At 56.0% G+C, this 24,663-nt stretch carries 23 protein-coding genes; 15 read left to right on the top strand and 8 right to left on the bottom strand.

Annotation, left to right across the window (positions count from 1 at the left end; all coding sequences use genetic code 11):
• Positions 1-10 precede the first annotated feature (10 nt).
• The 13 genes from bamA (at position 11) to F3I15_RS10805 (ending at position 16,901) form a co-directional block, all read left to right on the top strand.
• The gene (gene bamA, locus F3I15_RS10865) at positions 11-2,422 is read left to right on the top strand and encodes an outer membrane protein assembly factor BamA (protein ID WP_150018000.1); all 2,412 of its coding nucleotides are present in this window, start codon (positions 11-13) and stop codon (positions 2,420-2,422) included.
• Between the two features lie 111 nt (positions 2,423-2,533).
• Complete coding sequence (gene skp, locus F3I15_RS10860) at positions 2,534-3,031, top strand: molecular chaperone Skp (RefSeq protein WP_150017916.1); 498 nt, start codon at positions 2,534-2,536, stop codon at positions 3,029-3,031.
• A 3-nt stretch (positions 3,032-3,034) separates the two neighbouring features.
• On the top strand, positions 3,035-4,060 hold the full coding sequence (lpxD, locus tag F3I15_RS10855; protein ID WP_039382740.1) for a UDP-3-O-(3-hydroxymyristoyl)glucosamine N-acyltransferase: 1,026 nt from the start codon (positions 3,035-3,037) through the stop codon (positions 4,058-4,060).
• Between the two features lie 189 nt (positions 4,061-4,249).
• Positions 4,250-4,705 carry a 3-hydroxyacyl-ACP dehydratase FabZ gene (gene fabZ / locus F3I15_RS10850; RefSeq protein WP_007893924.1) on the top strand — a complete coding sequence of 152 codons (456 nt, stop codon included), beginning with the start codon at positions 4,250-4,252 and terminating at the stop codon, positions 4,703-4,705.
• A gap of 3 nt (positions 4,706-4,708) precedes the next feature.
• Positions 4,709-5,497: an acyl-ACP--UDP-N-acetylglucosamine O-acyltransferase gene (gene lpxA / locus F3I15_RS10845; protein ID WP_039382744.1), complete on the top strand. Its 789-nt coding sequence runs from the start codon at positions 4,709-4,711 to the stop codon at positions 5,495-5,497.
• A gap of 3 nt (positions 5,498-5,500) precedes the next feature.
• Complete coding sequence (gene lpxB, locus F3I15_RS10840; protein WP_150017915.1) at positions 5,501-6,649, top strand: lipid-A-disaccharide synthase; 1,149 nt, start codon at positions 5,501-5,503, stop codon at positions 6,647-6,649.
• Complete coding sequence (rnhB, locus tag F3I15_RS10835) at positions 6,642-7,271, top strand: ribonuclease HII (RefSeq protein ID WP_150017914.1); 630 nt, start codon at positions 6,642-6,644, stop codon at positions 7,269-7,271. Before lpxB ends, rnhB begins: the two co-directional genes overlap by 8 nt.
• Positions 7,272-7,300: 29 nt before the next feature.
• Positions 7,301-10,783 carry a DNA polymerase III subunit alpha gene (gene dnaE, locus F3I15_RS10830; protein WP_150017913.1) on the top strand — a complete coding sequence of 1,161 codons (3,483 nt, stop codon included), beginning with the start codon at positions 7,301-7,303 and terminating at the stop codon, positions 10,781-10,783.
• Positions 10,784-10,795: 12 nt separating this feature from the next.
• A complete protein-coding gene (gene accA, locus F3I15_RS10825) occupies positions 10,796-11,755 on the top strand; it encodes an acetyl-CoA carboxylase carboxyl transferase subunit alpha (RefSeq protein WP_150017912.1) in 960 nt (319 codons plus the stop codon).
• A gap of 853 nt (positions 11,756-12,608) precedes the next feature.
• On the top strand, positions 12,609-14,759 hold the full coding sequence (locus F3I15_RS10820; protein WP_150017911.1) for a lysine decarboxylase LdcC: 2,151 nt from the start codon (positions 12,609-12,611) through the stop codon (positions 14,757-14,759).
• A 76-nt stretch (positions 14,760-14,835) separates the two neighbouring features.
• Complete coding sequence (locus F3I15_RS10815) at positions 14,836-15,225, top strand: VOC family protein (protein WP_065650076.1); 390 nt, start codon at positions 14,836-14,838, stop codon at positions 15,223-15,225.
• A 54-nt stretch (positions 15,226-15,279) separates the two neighbouring features.
• Positions 15,280-16,596 carry a tRNA lysidine(34) synthetase TilS gene (tilS, locus tag F3I15_RS10810; RefSeq protein ID WP_150017910.1) on the top strand — a complete coding sequence of 439 codons (1,317 nt, stop codon included), beginning with the start codon at positions 15,280-15,282 and terminating at the stop codon, positions 16,594-16,596.
• Positions 16,593-16,901, top strand: a complete 309-nt coding sequence (locus tag F3I15_RS10805; protein ID WP_150017909.1) for a cytochrome c — start codon at positions 16,593-16,595, stop codon at positions 16,899-16,901. Before tilS ends, F3I15_RS10805 begins: the two co-directional genes overlap by 4 nt.
• A gap of 35 nt (positions 16,902-16,936) precedes the next feature.
• On the opposite strand, the gene rof is transcribed toward F3I15_RS10805, so the two are convergent.
• Both rof and F3I15_RS10795 read right to left on the bottom strand, forming a co-directional pair.
• Complete coding sequence (gene rof / locus F3I15_RS10800; protein WP_039382769.1) at positions 16,937-17,200, bottom strand: Rho-binding antiterminator; 264 nt, start codon at positions 17,198-17,200, stop codon at positions 16,937-16,939.
• Positions 17,201-17,213: 13 nt separating this feature from the next.
• Positions 17,214-17,387 (bottom strand): YaeP family protein, encoded by a 174-nt coding sequence (locus F3I15_RS10795; protein ID WP_150017908.1) that lies wholly within the window; start codon positions 17,385-17,387, stop codon positions 17,214-17,216.
• 216 nt (positions 17,388-17,603) lie between these two features.
• On the opposite strand from F3I15_RS10795, the gene arfB reads away from it, so the two are divergent.
• Entirely contained in the window at positions 17,604-18,014 is a 411-nt protein-coding gene (gene arfB, locus F3I15_RS10790) for an alternative ribosome rescue aminoacyl-tRNA hydrolase ArfB (RefSeq protein ID WP_039382771.1), read from the top strand.
• Between the two features lie 30 nt (positions 18,015-18,044).
• On the opposite strand, the gene proS is transcribed toward arfB, so the two are convergent.
• The 6 genes from proS to metN all read right to left on the bottom strand — a co-directional run bounded on the left by proS (position 18,045) and on the right by metN (position 23,613).
• Positions 18,045-19,763, bottom strand: a complete 1,719-nt coding sequence (gene proS, locus F3I15_RS10785) for a proline--tRNA ligase (RefSeq protein ID WP_071669042.1) — start codon at positions 19,761-19,763, stop codon at positions 18,045-18,047.
• Between the two features lie 89 nt (positions 19,764-19,852).
• Positions 19,853-20,557 carry a tRNA (N6-threonylcarbamoyladenosine(37)-N6)-methyltransferase TrmO gene (gene tsaA / locus F3I15_RS10780; RefSeq protein WP_150017907.1) on the bottom strand — a complete coding sequence of 235 codons (705 nt, stop codon included), beginning with the start codon at positions 20,555-20,557 and terminating at the stop codon, positions 19,853-19,855.
• Entirely contained in the window at positions 20,554-20,955 is a 402-nt protein-coding gene (gene rcsF / locus F3I15_RS10775; RefSeq protein WP_150017906.1) for an Rcs stress response system protein RcsF, read from the bottom strand. Before rcsF ends, tsaA begins: the two co-directional genes overlap by 4 nt.
• A gap of 127 nt (positions 20,956-21,082) precedes the next feature.
• Entirely contained in the window at positions 21,083-21,898 is an 816-nt protein-coding gene (locus F3I15_RS10770; RefSeq protein WP_065650069.1) for a MetQ/NlpA family lipoprotein, read from the bottom strand.
• A gap of 37 nt (positions 21,899-21,935) precedes the next feature.
• Positions 21,936-22,589: a methionine ABC transporter permease MetI gene (locus tag F3I15_RS10765; protein WP_039382787.1), complete on the bottom strand. Its 654-nt coding sequence runs from the start codon at positions 22,587-22,589 to the stop codon at positions 21,936-21,938.
• Positions 22,582-23,613 carry a methionine ABC transporter ATP-binding protein MetN gene (metN, locus tag F3I15_RS10760; protein WP_150017905.1) on the bottom strand — a complete coding sequence of 344 codons (1,032 nt, stop codon included), beginning with the start codon at positions 23,611-23,613 and terminating at the stop codon, positions 22,582-22,584. The genes F3I15_RS10765 and metN overlap by 8 nt, the downstream gene beginning before the upstream one ends.
• Before the next feature lie 187 nt (positions 23,614-23,800).
• Here metN and gmhB point away from each other — a divergent pair, with 187 nt between their 5' ends.
• Positions 23,801-24,361 (top strand): D-glycero-beta-D-manno-heptose 1,7-bisphosphate 7-phosphatase, encoded by a 561-nt coding sequence (gene gmhB / locus F3I15_RS10755; RefSeq protein ID WP_150017904.1) that lies wholly within the window; start codon positions 23,801-23,803, stop codon positions 24,359-24,361.
• The last annotated feature ends 302 nt before the right edge of the window (positions 24,362-24,663 follow it).

Raw genomic sequence — 24,663 nt, 5'->3', positions numbered from 1 at the left:
CATAACAACGATGGCGATGAAAAAGTTGCTCATAGCGTCGCTGCTGTTTAGCAGCGCCACCGTTTACGGTGCAGACGATTTCGTGGTGAACGACATTCATTTCGAAGGTCTCCAGCGAGTCGCCGTCGGCGCGGCTCTGCTCAGCATGCCGGTACGCGTCGGTGATACGGTGAATGATGATGATATCAGAAACACCATTCGCTCACTGTTTGCCACCGGCAATTTTGAAGATGTGCAGGTTTTACGCGACGGAACGACCCTGATTGTTCAGGTCAAAGAGCGTCCGACTATTGCCAGCATCACATTCTCCGGTAACAAGGCGGTGAAAGAGGATCAGCTGAAGCAGAACCTCGAAGCATCAGGCATTCGCGTCGGCGAAGCGCTGGATCGCACCACGCTCTCTTCAATCGAGAAGGGACTGGAAGATTTCTACTACAGCGTGGGTAAATACACCGCCAGCGTAAAAGCGATTGCCACACCGCTGCCGCGTAACCGCGTGGATCTGAAATTTGTTTTCCAGGAAGGTGTCTCTGCCAAAATTCAGCAGATCAACATCGTGGGCAACAAAGCGTTCAGCTCTGATGAACTGATCTCCCGCTTCCAGCTGCGTGATGAAGTGCCGTGGTGGAACGTAGTCGGCGATCGCAAATATCAGAAGCAGAAGCTGGCCGGCGACCTTGAGACGCTGCGCAGTTTCTATCTGGATCGTGGTTATGCGCGCTTTAATATCGACTCGACTCAGGTCAGCCTGACGCCGGATAAAAAAGGCATCTATATCACCGTCAACATCAACGAAGGCGACCAGTATAAAATCGCCGGCGTGATTGTGAACGGCAGCATGGCGGGCCACTCAGCAGAAATTGAACATCTGACCAAAATCCCGAATGGTGAGCTTTACAACGGCACCAAAGTGACGCAGATGGAAGATGATATCAAAAAGCTGCTGGGCCGCTATGGCTATGCCTATCCGCGCGTCGTGACGCAGCCGGAAATCAGCGACGCTGACAAAACCGTTAAGCTGCATATCAACGTTGATGCCGGTAATCGCTATTACGTGCGTAAAGTCCGTTTTGAAGGGAATGACACCTCAAAAGATGCCGTGCTGCGCCGTGAAATGCGTCAGATGGAAGGCGCATGGCTGGGCAGCGATCTGGTTGACCAGGGTAAAGAGCGTCTGAACCGCACCGGTTACTTTGAAACGGTTGATGTGGATACGCAGCGCGTACCAGGCGTACCGGATCAGGTGGATGTGGTCTACAAAGTTAAAGAGCGCAACACCGGTACCTTTAACTTTGGCGTGGGCTACGGTACAGAAAGCGGCGTCAGCTTCCAGGTGGGTGTTACCCAGGATAACTGGCTCGGTACCGGTAATACCGTTGGTATCAGCGGCACCAAAAATGATTATCAGACCTATGCTGAATTCTCACTGACCGATCCCTACTTTACGGTTGACGGCGTGAGTCTGGGCGGTCGGCTGTTCTATAACGACTTTAAAGCGGACGATGCCGATCTGTCAGACTACACCAACAAGAGTTACGGTGTTGATGGCACGCTGGGCTTCCCGGTTAATGAGAACAACACCCTGCGCGTTGGCTTAGGCTATGTGCATAACGATCTGTCGAACATGCGGCCACAGGTAGCAATGTGGCGCTACCTCGACTCGGTCGGGCGTCCACAGGGACTCAATAATAAAGGCGATTTCTCTGCGGATGATTTTACCTTTAACTATGGCTGGACCTACAATACGCTGGATCGCGGCTTCTTCCCGACGAGCGGTAACCGCACCAACCTGAACGGTAAGGTGACGATTCCAGGTTCAGACAACGCGTTCTATAAGGCGACGCTGGATACGCAGCAGTATGTGCCGCTGAACCGTGACGGCACCTGGGTAGTCCTGGGACGTGGTCGTGTGGGCTATGGTGACGGCATCGGGGATAAAGAGATGCCGTTCTATGAGAACTTCTATGCCGGCGGCTCCAGTACGGTGCGTGGTTTCCGTTCCAATACCATTGGTCCGAAAGCCGCTTACCTTAACGATCGCTCCTCCTCGTGTAATCTGACCGATCCAAACGGGATCTGTAAGTCAGATGATGCGGTGGGCGGTAACGCGATGGCGATTGCCAGCCTTGAGCTGATCACGCCAACGCCGTTCCTGAGCGAGAAGTACGCTAACTCCGTGCGCACTTCACTGTTTGTGGACGCCGGTACCGTCTGGGATACTAACTGGCAGAATACGGCCGCCACCCGCGCTGCGGATATTCCGGACTACAGCGATCCTAACAACATTCGCGTCTCTGCAGGCCTGGCGCTGCAGTGGATGTCGCCACTGGGCCCGCTGGTCTTCTCCTATGCCCAGCCGGTGAAGAAAGTCGAGGGAGACAAAGCAGAGCAGTTCCAGTTTAACATCGGTAAAACCTGGTAATGTTCTGAGCAGGGAAGCAGAAGCGAAGTACGGCATAGCTTAGCGCAGCAAAGCGCTAAGCGAGCCAAACACTGTGTCGCAGACACAAACGTTGATGGTAAGGAGTTTATAGTGAAAAAGTTGTTGTGTGCCGCAGGTCTGGGTCTTGCTTTAGCGGTTTCCGCTGGCGTTCAGGCTGCTGACAAAATTGCAGTGGTAAACGTGTCCAGCATTTTCCAGCAGTTACCGCAACGTGCGACCGTTGCTAAACAGCTTGAGAATGAGTTCAAAGACCGCGCAACTGAGCTGCAGGGCCAGGAACGCGATCTGCAGACCAAAATGCAGAGACTGCAGCGTGATGCTTCTACCATGAAGGCGAGCGAGCGTAGCCGCATGGAAAAAGACATCATGTCCCAGCGCGAAGCGTTCTCCAGCAAAGCCCAGGCTTTCGAACAGGATAACCGTCGTCGCCAGATGGAAGAGCGTAACAAACTGCTGAGCCGTATCCAGGATGCCGTGAAGAAAGTGGCAGACAGCGATGGTTATGATGTCGTGATTGATGCTAACGCCGTAGCCTATGCTGCTAATGCGAAAGACATTACTGCTGACGTGCTGAAACAGGTTAAATAATCGATGTCATCAATTCGACTGGCTGATTTAGCCCAGCAGTTGGATGCAGAATTGCACGGAGATGGCGATATCGTCATCTCCGGCATTGCTTCTATGCAATCCGCCACCCCTGGTCAAATCACTTTTCTTGCCAACAGCCGCTACCGCGAGCAGCTCGCCAGCGTTCAGGCGTCAGCCGTGGTGCTGACGGAAGCGGATCTGGAATGGTGCAATACTGCCGCCCTGGTAGTGAAAAATCCCTATCTTACCTATGCCCGCATGGCACAACTGCTGGACACCACGCCGCAGCCCGCGCAGAATATCGCGCCCAGCGCGGTGATCGATCCTTCCGCCTCGCTGGGACAAAATGTGTCGGTAGGGGCGAACGCGGTGATTGAGTCTGGCGTTGAGCTGGGTGACAACGTCGTGATTGGTGCAGGCTGTTTTGTCGGCAAAAAGAGCCGGATTGGCAGCGGCACGCGCCTCTGGGCCAACGTGACGATTTATCATGAGATTCAGATTGGTCAGGATTGTCTGATTCAGTCAGGTACTGTCATCGGTGCAGATGGTTTCGGGTATGCTAACGATCGCGGCAACTGGGTGAAAATCCCTCAGCTCGGCACGGTTATCATCGGTGACCGGACAGAGATTGGTGCCTGCACCACTATCGATCGCGGTGCGCTGGATAACACTCTGATCGGCAATGGTGTTATCATAGACAACCAGTGTCAGATTGCCCACAACGTTGTAATTGGTGACAATACAGCCGTTGCGGGAGGTGTGATCATGGCCGGTAGCCTGAAGATTGGACGTTACTGTATGATTGGCGGCGCCAGCGTCATTAACGGCCATATGGAGATCTGCGATAAAGTAACCGTAACCGGTATGGGCATGGTGATGCGTCCCATTACAGAGCCGGGGGTTTACTCCTCAGGGATCCCACTGCAACCGAACAAAGCCTGGCGTAAAACGGCAGCGCTGGTGATGAATATCGATGACATAAGCAAACGTCTGAAAGCCATCGAACGCAAAGTTGATAAAAACAGCTAAGCACATCCGCGCGACCCGCTTTCATAATAATGCCGCCTGCCTGCTTTTGCCCTTCAGTGTGGTAAAGGACGGCAGGTAGCGCAGAGAAGCGAACGCCACCGAACTGATTTGCGGCCTGCGAAAGATCATTTTGATCGGTGCAGGCCGTGTTATTGTTGCCATCAGATTTTTTAGGACAGGAAGAGTATTTTGACTACTGAAACGCATACTCTGAAAATCGAAGAGATTTTAGAACTGCTGCCGCACCGCTATCCGTTTTTGCTGGTGGATCGCGTGCTGGATTTTGAAGAGCACAAATATCTGCGTGCGGTAAAGAACGTTTCTGTTAATGAACCGTTTTTCCAGGGGCACTTCCCTGGTAAACCGATTTTCCCAGGCGTTCTGATTTTAGAAGCGATGGCGCAGGCGACCGGTATTCTGGCGTTTAAAAGCGTTGGCAAGCTGGAACCTGGCGAGCTCTATTATTTTGCCGGTATCGATGAAGCCCGCTTCAAGCGCCCGGTAGTACCAGGCGACCAGATGATCATGGAAGTTACCTTCGAAAAAACCCGTCGTGGTCTGACACGTTTTAAAGGCGTTGCTACAGTGGATGGTAAAATTGTCTGTGAAGCGACCATGATGTGTGCCCGTAGCCGGGAGGCATAATTAGTGATTGATTCAACCGCCACCATCCATCCGACCGCCATCGTTGAAGAGGGTGCTGTACTGGGTGCAAATGTTCATATCGGTCCCTTCTGTATTGTGGGTGCTGACGTGGAAATTGGCGCAGGTACGGTATTGAAATCACACGTTGTGGTTAATGGCCATACGCGCATCGGCGAAGAGAACCAGATCTATCAGTTTGTCTCTATTGGTGAGGTAAATCAGGATCTGAAATATGCGGGTGAACCTACCCGCACCGAAATCGGCGATCGCAACCGGATCCGCGAAAGCGTGACCATTCATCGCGGCACCACGCAGGGTGGCGGACTGACTAAAGTTGGCAGCGACAACCTGCTGATGGTGAATGCGCACATTGCACACGACTGCGTGATTGGCAGCCGCTGCATTCTGGCGAATAACGTGACGCTGGGCGGCCACGTTACCGTGGATGATTTTGCGATCATCGGCGGCGTGACGGCCGTGCACCAGTGGTGCACTATCGGCGCTCACGTTATGGTTGGCGGTTGTTCCGGCGTGGCGCAGGATATTCCGCCATACATTATTGCGCAGGGTAACCACGCCACGCCGTTTGGCGTCAATATTGAAGGTCTCAAGCGTCGCGGCTTCAGCAAAGAGGCGCTGCATGCTATTCGCAACGCTTACAAGCTGCTCTACCGCAGCGGTAAAACGCTGGATGAGGTCAAGCCTGAAATCGAGGCGCTGGCGCAGCAGCACAGCGAAGTCCAGCCGTTCTTTGATTTCTTCGCCCGTTCAACCCGTGGATTGATCCGTTAATTCATGTCAGTGCGTCCCTTAACGATTGCCCTGGTCGCCGGAGAAACCTCCGGCGATATTCTTGGTGCCGGCCTGATCCGCGCGCTGAAAGCGCGTCATCCTGATGCACGCTTTGTCGGCGTAGCGGGCCCGCTGATGCAGGCAGAAGGCTGCGAAGTCTGGTATGAGATGGAAGAGCTGGCGGTGATGGGCATTGTCGAAGTGCTGGGCCGCCTGCGACGCCTGCTGACCATCCGCAAAGACCTGACGCAGCGCTTCACCGCGCTCCGCCCTGATGTGTTTGTGGGTATTGATGCGCCAGATTTTAATATCACCCTGGAAGGCAACCTGAAGCGCGCCGGTATTCGTACCGTGCACTACGTCAGCCCTTCCGTCTGGGCATGGCGTCAGAAGCGCGTCTTTAAGATTGGCCGCAATACCGATATGGTGCTGGCGTTTCTGCCGTTCGAGAAAGCGTTCTACGATCGCTTTAACGTGCCGTGTCGTTTTATCGGTCATACCATGGCTGATGCGATGCCGCTGCAGCCTGATAAGCAGGCCGCGCGTCGCGAGCTGGGTATTGCAGCCGACGCAATCTGTCTCGGTTTACTGCCAGGCAGTCGCGGTACAGAAGTTGAAATGCTGAGCGCCGATTTTCTGCGCGCGGCGCAGCTGCTGCGTCAGCGCTACCCGGCGCTGGAAATCGTGGTTCCGCTGGTTAACGCAAAGCGGCGGGCGCAGTTTGAACAGATTAAAGCAGAGGTTGCGCCTGAGCTGCCTATGCACCTGCTGGATGGCAAAGGGCGTCAGGCGATGATCGCCAGCGATGCGGCTATTCTGGCATCCGGCACCGCGGCGCTGGAGTGTATGCTGGCAAAGTGCCCGATGGTCGTGGGGTATCGTATGAAACCCGTTACCTTCTGGCTGGCGAAGCGCCTGGTCAAAACGCCTTACGTCTCGCTGCCTAATCTGCTGGCGGGGCGGGAGCTGGTTAAAGAGCTGCTGCAGGATGAGTGCCAGCCGCAGACGCTGGCCGCCGCGCTGGAGCCGCTGCTGCATGCGGGTGCCGAACGCGACGCGCTGCTGGAAACCTTTACTCAACTGCATCAGCAGATCCGCTGGAATGCCGATGAGCAGGCGGCGGATGCGGTACTGGAGATTGCTCATGGCTGAATTTATCTATCCTGATGCGCAACGTATTGCGGGCGTGGACGAAGTTGGACGCGGCCCGCTGGTAGGAGCCGTGGTAACGGCGGCGGTGATCCTCGATCCTGCTAACCCGATTGCTGGGCTGGCAGACTCAAAAAAGCTATCGGAAAAGCGCCGTCTGGCGCTGTATGATGAAATTACTGAAAAGGCGCTGGCGTGGAACCTCGGCAGGGCTGAGCCAGAAGAGATCGACCAGCTCAATATTCTGCATGCCACGCTGCTGGCGATGCAGCGCGCGGTGGCAGGGCTGCACCTGACGCCCGATTTTGTGCTGATCGATGGCAATCGCTGTCCGGCGCTGGCGATGCCTGCGCAGGCGGTGATCAAAGGCGACAGTCTGGTGCAGGAAATCAGCGCTGCATCCATCATTGCCAAAGTGACGCGCGATCGCGAAATGGCTGAACTCGATCGTCTCTTTCCGCAGTATGGCTTTGCGCAGCATAAAGGTTACCCCACCGCGCTTCATATGGCGAAGCTCAAACAGTTTGGTGCCACGCCGCACCATCGTCGCAGTTTTGCGCCGGTGCGCAATGCGCTGCTGGATGCCGAACTGCACGCCTCAGTACAACCCGCGCCGCTTTATTAAGCCTGACGCTGTTTTAACCGGAAATCGATATGGCTGAACCTCGTTTTATACATCTGCGCGTGCACAGCGACTACTCCATGGTCGATGGCCTGGCGAAGACCGGCCCGCTGGTGAAAAAAGCCGCGGCGCTGGGGATGCCGGCAATAGCGATTACGGATTACACCAACCTCTGCGGCCTGGTGCGCTTCTATGGCAGCGCCCACGGTGCCGGCGTTAAACCGATTATCGGCGCTGATTTTCAGGTCGCCAGCGAACTCATGGGCGATGAGCTTACGCAGCTTACGCTGCTCGCGGCGAATAACACTGGCTATCAGAATCTGACGCTGCTGATTTCGCGCGCCTATCAGCGCGGCTACGGCATTGCCGGACCTGTCCTCGATCGCGACTGGCTGATTGAGCTGGGCGAAGGGCTGATTGTCCTGTCAGGCGGACGACGCGGCGATGTCGGGCGCAGCCTGCTGCGCGGCAATAACGCGCTGGTGGCGCAGTGTCTGAGCTTTTATCAGCAACACTTTCCCGACCGTTACTACCTTGAGCTGCTCCGCACCGGACGCGCCGATGAGGAGAGCTATCTGCATGCGGCCGTTGAGCTGGCGATAGCAGAAGGGATACCGGTCGTGGCAACCAATGAAGTCTGCTTCATTAATGAAGAGGACTTCGATGCACATGAGATCCGCGTGGCGATCCACGACGGTTATACGCTGGACGATCCGAAACGTCCGCGCCATTACAGTCCTCAGCAATATATGCGCAGCGAAGAGGAGATGTGCGAGCTGTTTTCGGACATCCCGGAAGCGCTGGAAAACAGCGTAGAGATTGCTAAGCGCTGTAACGTCACCGTCCGCCTCGGCGAATATTTTCTGCCGCAGTTCCCGACCGGCGAGATGACCACCGAAGAGTTTCTGGTGGTGAAATCACGCGAGGGGCTTGAAGAGCGCCTGGCGTTTCTCTTTCCGGATGAAGAGCTGCGTGCGCAGAAGCGCCCGGCCTACGATGAGCGTCTGGAGATTGAGCTTAACGTTATTAACCAGATGGGGTTCCCGGGCTACTTTCTGATCGTCATGGAGTTTATCCAGTGGTCAAAAGATAACGGGATCCCGGTCGGACCCGGACGTGGTTCCGGCGCCGGTTCACTGGTGGCCTATGCGCTGAAGATCACCGACCTCGATCCGCTGGAATTTGACCTGCTGTTTGAACGCTTCCTGAACCCGGAACGTGTCTCCATGCCCGACTTTGACGTCGACTTCTGCATGGAGAAGCGCGATCAGGTGATCGATCACGTTGCCGAGATGTATGGTCGTGAAGCGGTTTCGCAGATTATCACCTTCGGTACCATGGCGGCGAAAGCGGTGATCCGCGATGTGGGGCGCGTGCTGGGCCATCCTTATGGCTTTGTCGATCGCATCTCCAAGCTGGTGCCGCCCGATCCGGGCATGACGCTCGAAAAAGCGTTTCAGGCTGAGCCGCAGCTGCCTGAGATCTACGACGCTGATGAAGAGGTCAGGGCGCTGATCGACATGGCGCGTAAGCTGGAAGGCGTCACGCGAAACGCCGGCAAGCACGCTGGCGGCGTGGTTATCGCGCCGACTAAAATCACCGATTTTGCCCCGCTTTACTGCGACGAAAACGGCCAGTTCCCCGTCACCCAGTTTGATAAAAATGATGTGGAGTATGCCGGACTGGTGAAGTTTGACTTCCTCGGCCTGCGTACGCTGACCATCATCGACTGGGCGCTGAAGATGATCAATCCGCGCCGTGAAAAGCAGGGGCTGCCGCCGATCGACATTGCGGCTATTCCGCTTGATGATAAAAAAAGCTTCGATATGCTGCAGCGCTCGGAGACCACGGCGGTGTTCCAGCTTGAATCGCGCGGCATGAAGGATCTGATCAAGCGACTGAAGCCTGACTGCTTTGAAGATATGATCGCCCTGGTGGCGCTGTTTCGTCCTGGCCCGCTGCAGTCCGGCATGGTGGACAACTTCATCGACCGTAAGCATGGCCGTGAAGAGCTCTCCTATCCCGATATCCAGTGGCAGCATGAGAGTCTGAAGCCGGTACTGGAGCCTACCTACGGCATCATTCTTTACCAGGAACAGGTGATGCAGATCGCACAGGTGCTGGCGGGTTATACGCTGGGCGGCGCCGATATGCTGCGTCGTGCGATGGGTAAAAAGAAACCGGAAGAGATGGCGAAACAGCGTTCAGTGTTCAAAGAGGGCGCTGAAAGCATGGGCATCAACGGCGAGCTGTCGATGAAAATCTTCGACCTGGTAGAGAAGTTTGCCGGCTATGGTTTTAACAAATCGCACTCTGCAGCTTATGCGCTGGTCTCCTATCAGACGCTGTGGCTGAAAGCCCACTATCCGGCTGAATTTATGGCTGCGGTCATGACCGCCGATATGGATAACACCGAGAAAGTGGTCGGGCTGGTGGATGAGTGCTGGCGCATGGGCCTGAAAGTGCTGCCGCCGGATATCAATGCCGGCCTCTATCCGTTCCACGTCAACGATGACGGTGAAATTGTCTATGGCATCGGCGCGATCAAAGGCGTCGGTGAAGGCCCGATTGAAGCGATCCTGGAAGCGCGTAATCAGGGCGGCTATTTTAAAGAGCTGTTCGATCTCTGCGCGCGTACCGATACGCGCAAAATCAACCGCCGGGTGATGGAAAAGCTGATCATGTCCGGCGCGTTTGACCGGCTCGGGCCCCATCGCGCGGCGCTGATGAGCGCTCTGAGCGATGCCCTGAAAGCCGCTGATCAGCATGCGAAAGCAGAGGCGACGGGACAGGCAGATATGTTTGGCGTGCTGGCTGAAGAGCCGGAGCAGGTCGAAAAATCGTATGCGTCAATTACGCCGTGGCCAGAGCAGGTGCAGCTGGATGGCGAGCGTGAAACGCTGGGGCTCTATCTTACCGGGCATCCGATTAATCAGTATCTGAAAGAGATTGAGCGCTATGTCGGCGGGATGCGGCTGAAAGATATGCATCCCACTGAACGTGGCAAGGTCACCATCGCTGCGGGGCTGGTGATCGCCGCCCGCGTGATGGTGACCAAGCGCGGCAACCGAATTGGTATTTGTACTCTGGACGATCGCTCCGGTCGTCTGGAAGTCATGCTATTTACCGATGCGTTAGATAAGTACCAGCAGCTGCTGGAGAAAGACCGTATCCTGATCGTCAGCGGACAGGTCAGCTTTGATGACTTCAGCGGCGGGCTTAAAATGACCGCCAGGGAAGTGATGGATATCGATGAAGCGCGGGAAAAATATGCGCGCGGACTTGCTATCTCGCTGACGGACAGGCAAATTGATGACCAGCTTTTAAACCGTCTCCGCCAGTCTCTGGAACCTCATCGTTCCGGGACCATTCCGGTACATCTCTATTATCAGAGAGCAGATGCGCGGGCAAAGCTGCGCTTTGGTGCAGCGTGGCGTATTTCGCCCAGCGATCGTTTACTTAACGACCTGCGGTCGTTAGTAGGATCGGAGCAGGTGGAACTGGAGTTTGACTAAAACAGGAACATTATGAGTCTTAATTACCTGGATTTTGAACAGCCGATCGCTGAACTTGAAGCGAAGATCGATTCGCTGAAATCGATTGGCCGTTCAGATGAGAAACACGATATTAATCTGGATGAAGAGATTCAGCGCCTTCGCGAGAAAAGCGTTGAACTGACCCGTAAAATCTTCTCCGATTTAGGTGCATGGCAGGTCGCGCAGCTGGCGCGTCATCCGCTGCGTCCCTATACGCTGGACTACGTGCGCAACGCATTTGACGACTTTGACGAGCTGGCAGGCGATCGCGCCTATGCTGACGACAAAGCGATTGTGGGTGGTATCGCACGTCTGGATGGCCGTCCGGTGATGATCATTGGTCATCAGAAAGGGCGTGAAACCAAAGAAAAAATTCGCCGTAACTTCGGTATGCCTGCACCAGAAGGCTATCGTAAAGCGCTGCGTCTGATGGAGATGGCAGAGCGTTTTAAGATGCCACTCATCACCTTTATCGACACGCCGGGTGCTTATCCGGGCGTGGGCGCTGAAGAGCGCGGTCAGTCTGAAGCGATTGCCCGTAACCTGCGTGAAATGTCTGGCCTGAAAATTCCGGTGATCTGCACCGTGATTGGCGAGGGCGGCTCCGGTGGCGCGCTGGCGATTGGCGTGGGTGACAAAGTGAATATGCTGCAGTACAGCACCTATTCAGTGATCTCACCGGAAGGCTGTGCGTCAATTCTGTGGAAAAGCGCAGACAAAGCGCCGCTGGCGGCAGAAGCGATGGGCATCACCGCTGAGCGTCTGCAGGAGCTGAAGCTGATCGACTCGATCATTCCTGAGCCGCTGGGTGGCGCGCATCGTCGTCCGGTTGATATGGCCGCTTCTCTGAAGCAGCAGCTGCTGGCCGACCTGGCCGATCTCGACGGATTGAGCACAGAAGAGCTGCTCGATCGCCGCTACCAGCGCCTGATGAACTACGGTTACGCGTAAGGTAAGCCCTGCAGCAAAAAAGCGGACTCCGGTCCGCTTTTTTTATGCCTGTTTTCCACGATCGGGCCTGAGTTCCCTGCAGGCACGGCATCTATATCGGTGCGCATTAATGCGCCCCCTACAAAAANGATGAACTACGGTTACGCGTAAGGTAAGCCCTGCAGCAAAAAAGCGGACTCCGGTCCGCTTTTTTTATGCCTGTTTTCCACGATCGGGCCTGAGTTCCCTGCAGGCACGGCATCTATATCGGTGCGCATTAATGCGCCCCCTACAAAAACCCGGCAGCGATCCCCCAGGGTCGCCATTTATGGCGGCAGCGATCCTGCAGGGGCGCCATTTATGACGGCAGCGATCCCGTAGGGTCGCCATTTATGGCGACCTGATAAAACCCGCGCAGTGACCCCGCATGTGCGGCATTTATATCGGTGCGCATTAATGCGCCCCCTACAAAAAGCTGGCAGCGATCCCCCAGGGTCGCCATTTATGGCGGCAGCGATCCTGCAGGGGCGCCATTTATGNGGCAGCGATCCCCCAGGGTCGCCATTTATGGCGGCAGCGATCCTGCAGGGGCGCCATTTATGGCGACCTGATAAAACCCGCGCAGTGACCCCGCAGGCACGGCATTTATTACCGGTGCGCATTAATGCGCCCCCTACAAAAACCCGGCAGCGATCCCGCAGGGGCGCCATTTGTGGCGGCAGCGATCCTGCAGGGGCGCCATTGATTACTGGTGCGCATTAATGCGCACCCTACAAAAAGCTGGCAGCGATCCCGCAACGGCGCTATTCCGGAACATTCTCCGGCCACTTTTCGCTATCCTTACTCTGTGCCACAAGACCACAGGAGGTGAGCATTGAATATTATTGCGATCATGGGACCGCACGGCGCGTTCTACAAAGATGAACCGATTCGTGAACTGGATGCCGCGCTGAAACTGCAGGGCTTTCACACCGTTTATCCCAGCAATGCCAGCGACCTGCTGAAGCTGATTGAGCACAACCCGCGCGTATGCGGCGTCGTATTTGACTGGGATGAGTACAGCATGGCGCTCTGCAGCGACATCAACCAGCTCAATGAGTCGCTGCCGCTCTACGCCTTTATCAACACCCATTCGCAGATGGACGTCAGCGTTAATGAAATGCGCATGGCGCTGCAGTTTTTTGAATATGCGCTCAGCACCGCAGACGATATCGCGCTGCATATCCGCCAGTATACCGATGAGTACATCGATAAAATTCTACCCCCGCTGACTAAAGCGCTGTTTACCTACGTTAAAGAGGGTAAATACACCTTCTGCACGCCAGGCCACATGGGGGGCACCGCTTTTCAGAAAAGCCCGGTCGGCAGCCTGTTTTATGACTTTTTCGGTGCCAACACGCTTAAAGCCGATGTCTCTATCTCCGTCACTGAACTGGGTTCGCTGCTCGATCATACCGGCCCGCATCTCGACGCCGAAGAGTATATTGCCCGTACCTTTGGGGCAGAGCAGAGCTATATGGTGACCAACGGTACCTCAACCTCAAACAAAATTGTCGGTATGTACGCCGCCCCGGCAGGCAGTACGGTGCTGATTGACCGCAACTGTCACAAATCGCTGACCCATCTGCTGATGATGAGCGATATCGTGCCTGTCTGGCTCAAGCCAACGCGTAATGCGCTGGGTATCTTGGGCGGTATTCCGCAGCGTGAATTTACCCGGGACAGTATTCAGAGCAAAGTGGATAGCACGCCGCGCGCCAGCTGGCCGGTCCATGCGGTGATCACCAATTCAACGTACGACGGATTGCTCTACAACACGGAATATATCAAGCAGACGCTGGATGTGCCGTCGATCCACTTCGATTCTGCCTGGGTGCCGTATACCAATTTCCATCCCATCTACAGCGGAAAAAGCGGCATGAGCGGTGAACGGATCCCAGGCAAGGTGATCTATGAAACGCAATCCACCCATAAGCTGCTGGCGGCGTTTTCCCAGGCTTCACTGATTCATATCAAGGGCGACTACGACCACGATACCTTTAACGAAGCCTATATGATGCACACCACCACTTCGCCGAGCTACGGTATTGTGTCATCGATTGAAACCGCTGCGGCGATGCTGCGCGGCAACCCGGGTAAGCGGCTAATCAACCGTTCGGTCGAGCGCGCGCTGCACTTCCGGCGCGAGATCCAGCGGCTGCGTGAAGAGTCGGACGGCTGGTTCTTTGATATCTGGCAGCCGGAGCAGGTGGATGAGGCAGAGTGCTGGCCGATCCAGCCGGGGGAAGAGGCGTGGCACGGCTTTCAGCAGGCCGATCGCGATCATATGTATCTCGATCCCATTAAAGTCACGATCCTGACACCCGGTATGAGCGAGCTGGGCGCGATGGCAGAAGAGGGGATCCCGGCGGCGCTGGTGGCGAAATTCCTCGATCAGCGCGGCGTGGTAGTAGAGAAAACCGGGCCTTATAACCTGCTGTTTCTGTTCAGTATCGGGATCGATAAAACCCGCGCCATGAGCCTGCTGCGCGGTCTGACCGAATTTAAACGCGCCTACGATCTCAATCTGCGCGTGAAAAATATGCTGCCGGATCTCTATGCGGAGGATCCCGATTTCTATCGCAATATGCGGATCCAGACGCTGGCGCAGGGGATCCACCAGCTGATCCTGCAGCACGATCTGCCGCGGCTGATGCTGAAAGCGTTTGATGTCCTGCCTGAAATGAAAATGACGCCGCATCAGGCGTTCCAGCATCAGGTCAAAGGCGAGGTTGAAACCGTGGATATCCGCGAGCTGGTGGGGCGTATCTCCGCCAATATGATCTTGCCCTATCCGCCAGGCGTGCCGCTGGTCATGCCCGGTGAGATGATCACAGAACAGAGCCGGGCCGTGCTCGACTTTCTGCTGATGCTCTGCACCATCGGGCGCCACTATCCCGGCTTTGAAACCGATATTCACGGCACCACGCTGACAGAGGATGGACGTTATCTGGTGCGGGTACTGCGCGACGCGCCCCAGCCCTGACTTCGGATAAATGCCTCTGGTCACGCTGACGTCCGGCACGTAGGCTTAGCGGCTCAGATTTTTTTTCGGAGCCGCTATGCTACAGATCAAACAGATTCACCACATTGCGATTATTGCCACTGACTATCCGCGCAGCAAAGCGTTCTACTGCGATGTGCTGGGCTTCTCCCTGCTGGGAGAGTACTACCGCGCTGAGCGGGATTCATGGAAAGGCGACCTCGGCCTGCACGGCGTCTATACCATTGAGCTGTTCTCATTTCCCTCCCCGCCGCCGCGCGTAACCGCACCTGAAGCCTGCGGCCTGCGCCATCTGGCATTCTGCGTTGAGGATGTCGCGCAGTCGGTTGCCGCGCTGGCAGAGAAAGGCGTGACCTGCGAACCGGTGCGTATCGATGCGCTGACCGGTAAAGCCTGCACCTTTTTTACCGATCCGGATGGTTTGCCGCTGGAGCTTTATCAGGCGTAAAATAGCCGCCGCAGAATGCCGCAATCAGGCGGCATCATCAGATGGAACGGCACTATGTCTTTTTCCCACCTTGCTGCGCTGCTGGATCCTGCCGGTCGCTACGTGGTGGCATTCAGCGGCGGGCTCGACTCCACCGTGCTGCTGCATCAGCTGGTTTGCTGGCAGCAGCAGCATCCGCAGCTGAGCGTGCGGGCGCTGCACGTGCATCACGGCCTGAGTCCGCACGCCGAACGGTGGGCGGCACACTGCCGGCAGCAGTGTCAGCGCTGGCATATCGCCTGCGACGTATTGCCGGTAACGGTTGATGCCAGGGCCGGAGGCGTGGAGGCGTCGGCGCGCAGAGAGCGCTATCAGGCGCTGTTCGCCCGGCTGCAGCCGGATGAACAGCTGCTCACCGCGCAGCATCTGGACGATCAGTGCGAAACGCTGCTGCTGGCGCTAAAGCGCGGCAGCGGCCCGGCGGGGCTGGCGGCGATGCCGCCGCGGCGCACAGTGCAGGGGCGTGAACATCTGCGTCCGCTGCTCAGCCTCAGCCGTGAGCAGCTGGAGCAGTGGGCGGCTGTGCACCAGCTCAGCTGGATTGAGGATGAGAGCAATAACGACAGCCGCTACGACCGTAACTTTTTGCGTCAGCAGATTATGCCGCTGCTGCATCAGCGCTGGCCGCACTTCAGCGCCGCCAGCGCCCGCAGCGCCGCGCTCTGCGCAGAGCAGGAGCAGCTGCTGGATGAGCTGCTGCAGCAGGAGCTGAGCCAGCTGCTTACGCCACAGGGCGCACTGCATTTCCCGCCGCTGCAGAGCATGAGCGAAGCGCGGCGTAACGCACTGCTGCGCCGCTGGATTGCCGGGCAGGGTGGGGCGATGCCGTCACGTGCGGCGCTGCAGCGCATCAGTACCGATGTTATCGAAAGCCGGACTGATGCACAGCCGGCGCTGCAGCTGGGAAATTTTACGCTGCGTCGCTATCGTGATGCGCTCTACTGGCTGCCGCCACAGCCGTCGCTGCGTGACCAGGAATGCTGCTGGCCGCAGCTTACCCGACCGCTGGCGCTGCCCGGCGGAGTGGGGCAGCTGCTGGCTGACTTCTCACGCGCGGAGCTGCGTCTGCCTGCGGCGGATGAAACGGTTTACGTTCGCTTTCAGGCGCGCGGCTACTATCATCTGCTGGGACGGGCGGGCGGACGCGAAATGAAAAAACTGTGGCAGGAGCTGGCGATCCCGCCCTGGCAGCGGGAACGTATTCCACTGCTCTACTATAACCAGACGCTGATTTGCGCGCCGGGCCTGTTTGTTACCCATGAAGGCGCTGCCTGCAGCGATCGGGGCTGGCAGGCGATCTGGCATCAGCCTGACAGGGAGAAGGTATCATGAGGCACTGGCTGACGGCTGTGCTATGTTTTGTATCGCTGCCGCTATGGGCAGAAGGCGATGCGGCCGCGGGCGCAGAGAAAGCAGCTCGCTGTATGGCGTGTCACGGTGCAGAGGGCAAAAGCGCAATCCCTCTCTATCCTCATCTTGCCGGGCAGCAGGCGCCTTATCTGGCGCATGCGTTGCACGCCTATCAGAAAGGTGAGCGCAGCGGCGGTCAGGCAGAGGTGATGAAAGCGTTTGTGGCGGGACTAAGCGATACCGATATTGAGGATTTAACGGCTTACTATAGCGGACTTAAGCCGTAAGGAACGCGGGCGGAGAGGGTCCGCCCGCTGCGAGACTACTCGTCTTCGCTGACCACCACGGTGCCGAGTTCAGGATGGCTGAAGCTGGCAATGTGATCGAGACGCAGCTCGCGGGTTTCCCCGGAGAGGTCAACCGCAAGATATTCGACGTTTTTGCGCGAAACCATATCCCGCGCTTTCGCCTTCAGCTGGTCGCCATTTTTCAGCTGTAGTGACAGCATCCAGTGTCGGGTACAGGCGAGTTCCAGGTTGTCGTAGTCATCGCAATTGATGGGTTTATAAGCTTCATTTGTCAACATAGTCGCTCACCAATTAGTTTGCAGCAGCCGGGGCTGCCTGATCCCTGACAGAAGAGTTTAGCGCGGAATGAGCGGCGATATCATTGAGTGCCTTCAGCGCGCGCATCAGCGCGTCGGGCACATATCCCAGCTCACCGCTGCCGATTTCAGCATATTTCTGGCGAACTAACTCACAATACGTTTGCACATGCACCTCCTCAGCAGAGCATAAATACCCTGGTTGCCTGGCGACTATAACACAGGGGTTTCCCGGAAATCAGCCAGGGTAAGCGGGGAAACAGAGAAAGAAAAGTGGCAGAACAGCGGCTGGCACGGCCTGCCGGACGCTGGCTGGCGCACAAAAGGTTAAGTTGATGAACAGGAAAATTCAGTACAGAACGCCGTGTGAACCGGCAGGTGACAGATGATTATGCTGTCGCGCACGGTTGAGATCCCGGAGAGTGAAATAGAGCTGACGGCTATCCGCGCTCAGGGGGCAGGGGGGCAGCACGTGAATAAAACCTCGACGGCTATTCACCTGCGGTTTGATGTTCGCGCATCATCGCTGCCGGAGTTTTATAAAACGCGGCTGCTCGCTGCCAGTCATCACCTGATCACGGCAGAAGGCGTGGTCATTATCAAAGCGCAGGAGTATCGCAGTCAGGAGATGAACCGTGAGGCCGCGCTGCAGCGCCTGATCAATCTGATCCGCGAGTTAACCACGGTGGAGAAAGCGCGTCGCGCGACGCGGCCCACGCGCGCGTCAAAGGAACGGCGGCTGGAGGGGAAATCGCGGCGCAGCAGCGTAAAAGCGATGCGCGGCAAAGTACGATAAAAAAACGCCTCCCGGAGGAGGCGTTTGCCATTACTTATTCAGCGCGCTGGCCAGGAAGCTGACGATCTCATGCTGGCTAATCATCTGCTTCTCGCTTGCGGAGCGGGATTTGTACTCAATCTCTTCGTTGTCGAGATTGCGATCGCCAATCACGATGGTGTGCGGCACGCCAATCAGCTCCATATCCGCAAACATCACGCCCGGACGCTCTTTACGATCGTCGAGGATAACGTCGATGCCTCTGGCGCGCAGTTCGCTGTAGAGCGATTCCGCCAGCTGCTGAACCCGGAAAGATTTATGCATATTCATTGGCAGAATAGCGACTTCAAACGGTGCCAGCGCCGCAGGCCAGATAATGCCGCGCTCGTCATGGTTCTGCTCAATTGCGGCAGCCACCACGCGGGTGATACCGATACCGTAGCAGCCCATAGTCATGATCTGGTTGCGGCCATCTTCGCCCTGTACGGCTGCTTTCATCGCATCGGAGTATTTGGTGCCGAGCTGGAAAATATGACCCACCTCGATACCGCGCTTGATCTGCAGTACGCCTTTACCATCCGGGCTTGGATCGCCCTCGACCACATTGCGGATATCTTCAACCCGCGCTTCCGGCAGATCGCGGCCCCAGTTAATGCCGGCAAAGTGCTGACCGTCGATGTTGGCACCGGCGGAGAAATCACTCATTTTTGCCACGGTACGGTCCGCAATGACCGGGATGGTCAGACCGACCGGACCGATAGAACCAAAGCCTGCGCCCGTTACGGCACGGATCGCCTCTTCATTGCCCATTTCCAGCGGCGAAGCGACGATATCGAGATGTTCAGCTTTGATCTCGTTAAGCTCATGATCGCCACGCACCAGCAGAGCAACCAGCTGATGGCCGCTCTCTTCACTCGCCTTCACAATCAGCGTCTTAACCGTTTTCTCAACCGGGATCTGGTGCTGCTCAACCAGCTCCGCGATGGTTTTGGCATGTGGCGTGGCAAACTGTGTCATTGGCTGTGTTGCCGCCGGACGCTCGCCAGCCGGAGCCAGCGCTTCAGCTTTCTCAATGTTGGCGGCGTAGTCTGACTCGCTGGAGAAGATCACATCATCTTCACCGCTCTGCGCCAGTACCTGGAATTCATGTGAACCGCTGCCGCCGATAGAGCCGGTATCAGCCTGCACCGCGCGGAAATCGAGACCCATGCGGGTAAAGCTCTGACTGTAGGCGCGATACATCGCATCGTAGGTTTCCTGCAGCGACGCCTGCGAGGTATGGAAGGAGTAGGCGTCTTTCATGATGAACTCACGGGAACGCATCACGCCAAACCGCGGGCGCACTTCATCGCGGAACTTGGTCTGAATCTGATACAGATTAAGCGGCAGTTGCTTATAAGAGCTCAGCTCGTTGCGGATGAGATCGGTAATGACCTCTTCATGCGTCGGACCGAGCACAAACGGACGTTCGTGACGATCTTTAATGCGCAGCAGCTCCGGGCCATACTGCTCCCAGCGCCCGCTCTCTTCCCACAGGTCGGCCGGCTGAACCACCGGCATAGAGATTTCAATTGCGCCGGCGTTGTTCATCTCTTCGCGCACGATGTTTTCAACTTTTCGCAGCACGCGAACCCCGGTCGGCAGCCAGGTATAGAGTCCGGAGGCCAGTTTGCGGATCATCCCGGCACGCAGCATCAGCTGATGGCTGATCACTTCTGCATCGGAAGGCGTCTCCTTAAGCGTGGAGAGCAGATATTGAGTAGTACGCATTAATTATGATTCCAGTTATATGGAAGAAGAAGAGCAGACCGTTACTGGCCGTTAGTGTACCAGCGAGAAACAGCGCTCAAAAGCCTGTTTTAGCGTGGATCCACGGCAATGACCTCAGTACCCGCTTCATCAATGCGCCAGCGCACGTTGAAATCGAGCAGCCAGGCGGCATATTCACGATCCAGCGATTCACTTTTGCGATAGGCGGGACGCGGATCCTGGGCCAGAACGTCGCTAATAAAACGCTGCAGCTGGGGAATATGCGCCTGCTGCTGAATCTGCTGCTGAGCGGCGGCTGAAAAACGCACCGGCATGGCCGCTTCAGGTGCAGCCTGAGCATACCCGGCGCGCGCGTCGGGCAGCGCTTCGGCAAACGGCAGGTAGGGCTTGATATCAATGACCGGTGTGCCATCGACCAGATCAAGACTGCCGAGCTGCAGAATAACCTGCGATTTTTCACAGCGGATCCCTTTCAGCTCAACCAGCGACATGCCTACCGGATTAGGACGAAACGTTGATCGCGTCGCAAACACGCCCATACGCGCGTTACCGCCGAGGCGTGGCGGACGGACAGTAGGGCGCCAGCCGCCGGCCATGGTCTGATGGAACATAAACAGGATCCAGATGTGGCTGAACGCTTCCAGACCGCGTACGGCTTCCGGCTGATTGTACGGGGCCTGCAGATGCAGTTCACCGCCGCCATCCTGAACCAGTCCCGGCTGGCGCGGTACGGCAAATTTCTCTTTCCACGGGGAGCGGATCACGCCAATCTGCGCAACGGCAAACTCACTCATTGACCGGAAACTTTCAGCGCTGAGCCCTGGCAGATCGCCTGGCGGTAGCAGCCTGGCGTACTGGTCACAATTTCACATTTGTGCAGCAGCACGGCGTTGGCTTTCATACCTGCTGCTTTAATCTGCAGACGTTTACGCGCGGTATTGATATTGGGAGGCGAATCCTGCGTGCTGCTCTGGCAATCTTCGCCAGACACTTCACCCAGATCGCGGAAAGGATTGCTGACCAGATCGGTTGCGTCGGTATAGATTTTCACCGGAGCCGGGCGCGGAGCCGGCTTGCGCTGCGGCTGAGCGGATGACTGCTGCGGACGAGACGGAGCGCTGCTTATCGGGTGATATTCACGAACGCACCCGGTCAGCATCAACGCCAACAGGCAGAGCGGTAAAAAACGCATGGCAACATCCTCCTGTAATAAAAGTGGCGTTATTGAAACAAGGACGCCCGCAAATAACAAGTCAGCAGCCACATGCAGAAATAGAAAGGGCGGCCAGCGCCGCCCTCAGGAGAGAAAAGAAGTGAACTTACCAGCCTTTAACCGCGCCACCGTTAAAGATTTTGTTCGCAGACTCAGCCACTTCGTCTGACTGATACGCTTCAACAAACTTCTTCACGTTCTCAGCGTCTTTATTATCTTCACGGCTCACCAGCAGGTTAACGTATGGGGAATCTTTATCTTCCACAAAGATGCCATCTTTTGCCGGGGTCAGACCAATCTGGCTGGCATACGTTGTGTTGATAACCGCGAGTGCAATCTGCTGATCGTCAAGCGAACGTGGCAGCTGTGGCGCTTCCAGTTCAACAATCTTCAGGTTCTTCGGATTTTCCACAATATCCAGAGACGTCGGCAGCAGGCCAACACCCTCTTTCAGCTTAATCAGTCCCGCTTTCTGCAGCAGCAGCAGGGAGCGGCCCAGGTTAGTCGGATCGTTAGGGATGGCGATCTGCGCGCCATCCTGCAGTTCGGTCAGCGACTTAATCTTTTTAGAGTAGCCGGCAATCGGATAAACAAAGGTGTTGCCAACCGGTACCAGCTTGTAGCCACGATCTTTGATCTGCTGATCCAGATAGGGCTTATGCTGAAAGGCGTTAACATCAATATCCCCTTTGCTCAGCGCTTCATTAGGTAACACGTAATCGTTAAATGTCACCAGCTCGACGTCGAGGTTATATTTATCTTTAGCCACTTTAACGGCAGTTTCAGCAACCTGCTGTTCAGCACCGACAATCACGCCCACTTTGATATGGTTGGGATCTTTTGCCTGCTGATCGCATCCGGCCAGAGCAATAGCACCAATCAGAGCACCTGCTGCGGCAATCTTTTTAAATGTGAAAGACATATCCTTTCCTTAATAGAGAAGTATTGATGTTATTGGCTTATTTATGCGACACCGCGCGAACAATGCGATCGCCGCAGAACTGAATCAGATATACCAGCACGACCAGCAGCACCAGTACAGTATTCATTACGGTAGCGTTATACCCGATGTAGCCATACTGATAGCCAATCTGGCCCAGACCGCCTGCACCCACGGCACCGCCCATAGCAGAGTAGCCAACCAGCGTAATGAGCGTAATGGTGGCTGCGTTGACCAGGCCTGGCATCGCTTCCGGCAGTAACACCTTGCGGACGATTTGCAGCGGCGTGGCACCCATCGCGCGGGAGGCTTCGATCAGGCCGGTCGGCAGCTCCAGCAGGGCGTTTTCAACCATACGGGCAATAAACGGCGCGGCGCCAACGGTCAGCGGGACAATCGCCGCCTGCAGGCCGATAGAGGTGCCGACAATTGCGCGGGTAAACGGAATCATCCAGACCAGCAATATAATGAACGGGATTGAGCGGAAGATATTGACGATAGCAGAGAGCACCCGGTAAAGCGCGCTGTTCGCCAGAATCTGGCCGGGGCGTGTAACATACAGCAGTACGCCGACCGGCAGGCCAATAACAAACCCGAAGAAGCCAGAGACAAAGGTCATCATCAGCGTTTCCCAGACGCCGCGCGTCAGTAACCACAGCATCGCTTCAGACATAACCTAATACCTCTACTTTCACATGATGTTCTTTCAGCCAGCTTATCGCGGCCTGCGTATCTGTTTCACTGCCATCCATTTCTGCCAGCATGATGCCGAACTTGACTCCGCCTGCATAATCCATCTGCGCACTGATAATGTTGTTATTCACATTAAAGCGGCGGGCAGCTTCTGACAGCAGCGGCGCATCAACAGATTTTCCGGTAAATTCCAGGCGCAGCAGCGGCACAGTTTGCGCGGCAGGCTGCGCGCGCATGCGCTCCTGATAATCTTCCGGAATATCCAGATGCAGCGTCGACTGAATAAACTGCTGCGCCAGCGGCGTTTTTGGATGTGAAAAGACTTCGCTGACGCTATCTTTTTCAATCAGCTCGCCGTTACTGATCACGGCAACCTGATCGCAGATGCGCTTAACCACATCCATCTCGTGGGTGATAAGCAGAATAGTAATGCTGAGGCGGCGATTAATGTCTTTTAGCAGCTCCAGTATTGAACGGGTGGTCGCCGGATCGAGCGCGCTGGTGGCTTCGTCGCACAGCAGTACTTTGGGATTGCTGGCCAGCGCACGCGCAATAGCCACACGCTGTTTTTGCCCGCCGGAGAGGTTAGCCGGCCAGCTGTCATGCTTGTCATTCAGACCAACAAGCTCCAGCAGCTCGCTAACGCGCGCTTTGATCTGATCGCGTGACAGATTGCCCAGCTCCAGCGGCAGCGCCACATTGCCGGCCACTGTACGCGAGTTCATCAGATTGAAGTGCTGAAAAATCATGCCGATCTGGCGACGTGCCAGCGTCAGCTCCCCGGAAGAGAGTGCGGTGAGATCCTGTCCGTCGACCAGCACACGACCGGAGGTAGGGCGCTCAAGCAGGTTGACGCAGCGGATCAGCGTACTCTTGCCCGCGCCTGACGAACCGATGACGCCATAAATCTGTCCCGCCGGCACATGCAGGCTGACACCGGAGAGCGCCTGTATTGTGCGTGAGCCCTGCTGGAACACTTTGGTGATATTTTCGAGTTTAATCATTAGTTAATTATTATCGTCTGACGTTGTCCGTGGTGTATCAATATTCGAGCAGCGAAGCTGGACGAAAGCTAAATGGATGGTAAGGCATCCAGACGTCTAAATCAATCGACGTAATGCAATCTGCCATTCTCTCGCTATGCCCAATCATGCAATACTTAGCACTATTAATTGCAGCAGGAGTATTTACGTGGCGAACCCAGTCCCGGCTATTTTTCTCGATCGTGATGGCACATTAAATGTTGATCACGGTTATGTTCATGAGATCGACAATTTTCAGTTTATAGAAGGCACCATTGAAGCGCTGCAGGCGCTGAAAAAGATGGGTTACGCGCTGGTGCTGGTCACTAACCAGTCGGGTATTGCCCGCGGGATGTTTACGGAAGATACCTTTATGCAGCTGACGGAGTGGATGGACTGGTCACTGGCCGATCGCGATATCGACCTGGACGGCATCTACTATTGTCCTCACCTGCCGGATGCCACCGTGCCTGCTTACCGTCAAAACTGCGACTGCCGTAAACCTCAGCCTGGAATGCTGCTGTCTGCGCAGCAGGAGCTGAACATCGATATGGCCGCTTCTTATATGGTAGGGGATAAGCTGGAAGATATGCTGGCAGGGCAGGCCGCTGGCGTCGGCACCCGCGTGCTGGTGCGCAGCGGTAAAACGGTTACCGCTGAAGGTGAAGCAGCATCAGATTGGGTGTTAAATAGCCTGGCAGAGCTGCCGGCGCGCATTAAACAGGCATAAATAACCGGTTTTGTGCAAACATTAACCGGGTGATAAAAAAGTTGAAATTAGTGCTTGTCACCCGGCGAGAACTCCCTATAATGCGCCACCACTGAGACGGCAAAGCGGCAACGCAGACGGGCTCAGCAGGGCGTGAAGCGATTCACCCCGCCGGAGAAAAACGCTGAAAAAAGTGGTTGACTCCGGAAGAGGAAAGCGTAATATACGCCACCTCGCAGCAGACGCTTAAGGCGCTGACTGCACCGCTCTTTAACAATTTATCAGACAATCTGTGTGGGCACTCGCAGGATTGATATCAGCGT

The organism is Pantoea sp. M_9, from assembly GCF_008631385.1.
Classification (GTDB): Bacteria; Pseudomonadota; Gammaproteobacteria; order Enterobacterales; family Enterobacteriaceae; genus Pantoea; species Pantoea eucrina.
Note: the sequence above shows the minus strand (reverse complement) of the source record. Positions and strands in the feature narration are given on the sequence as shown.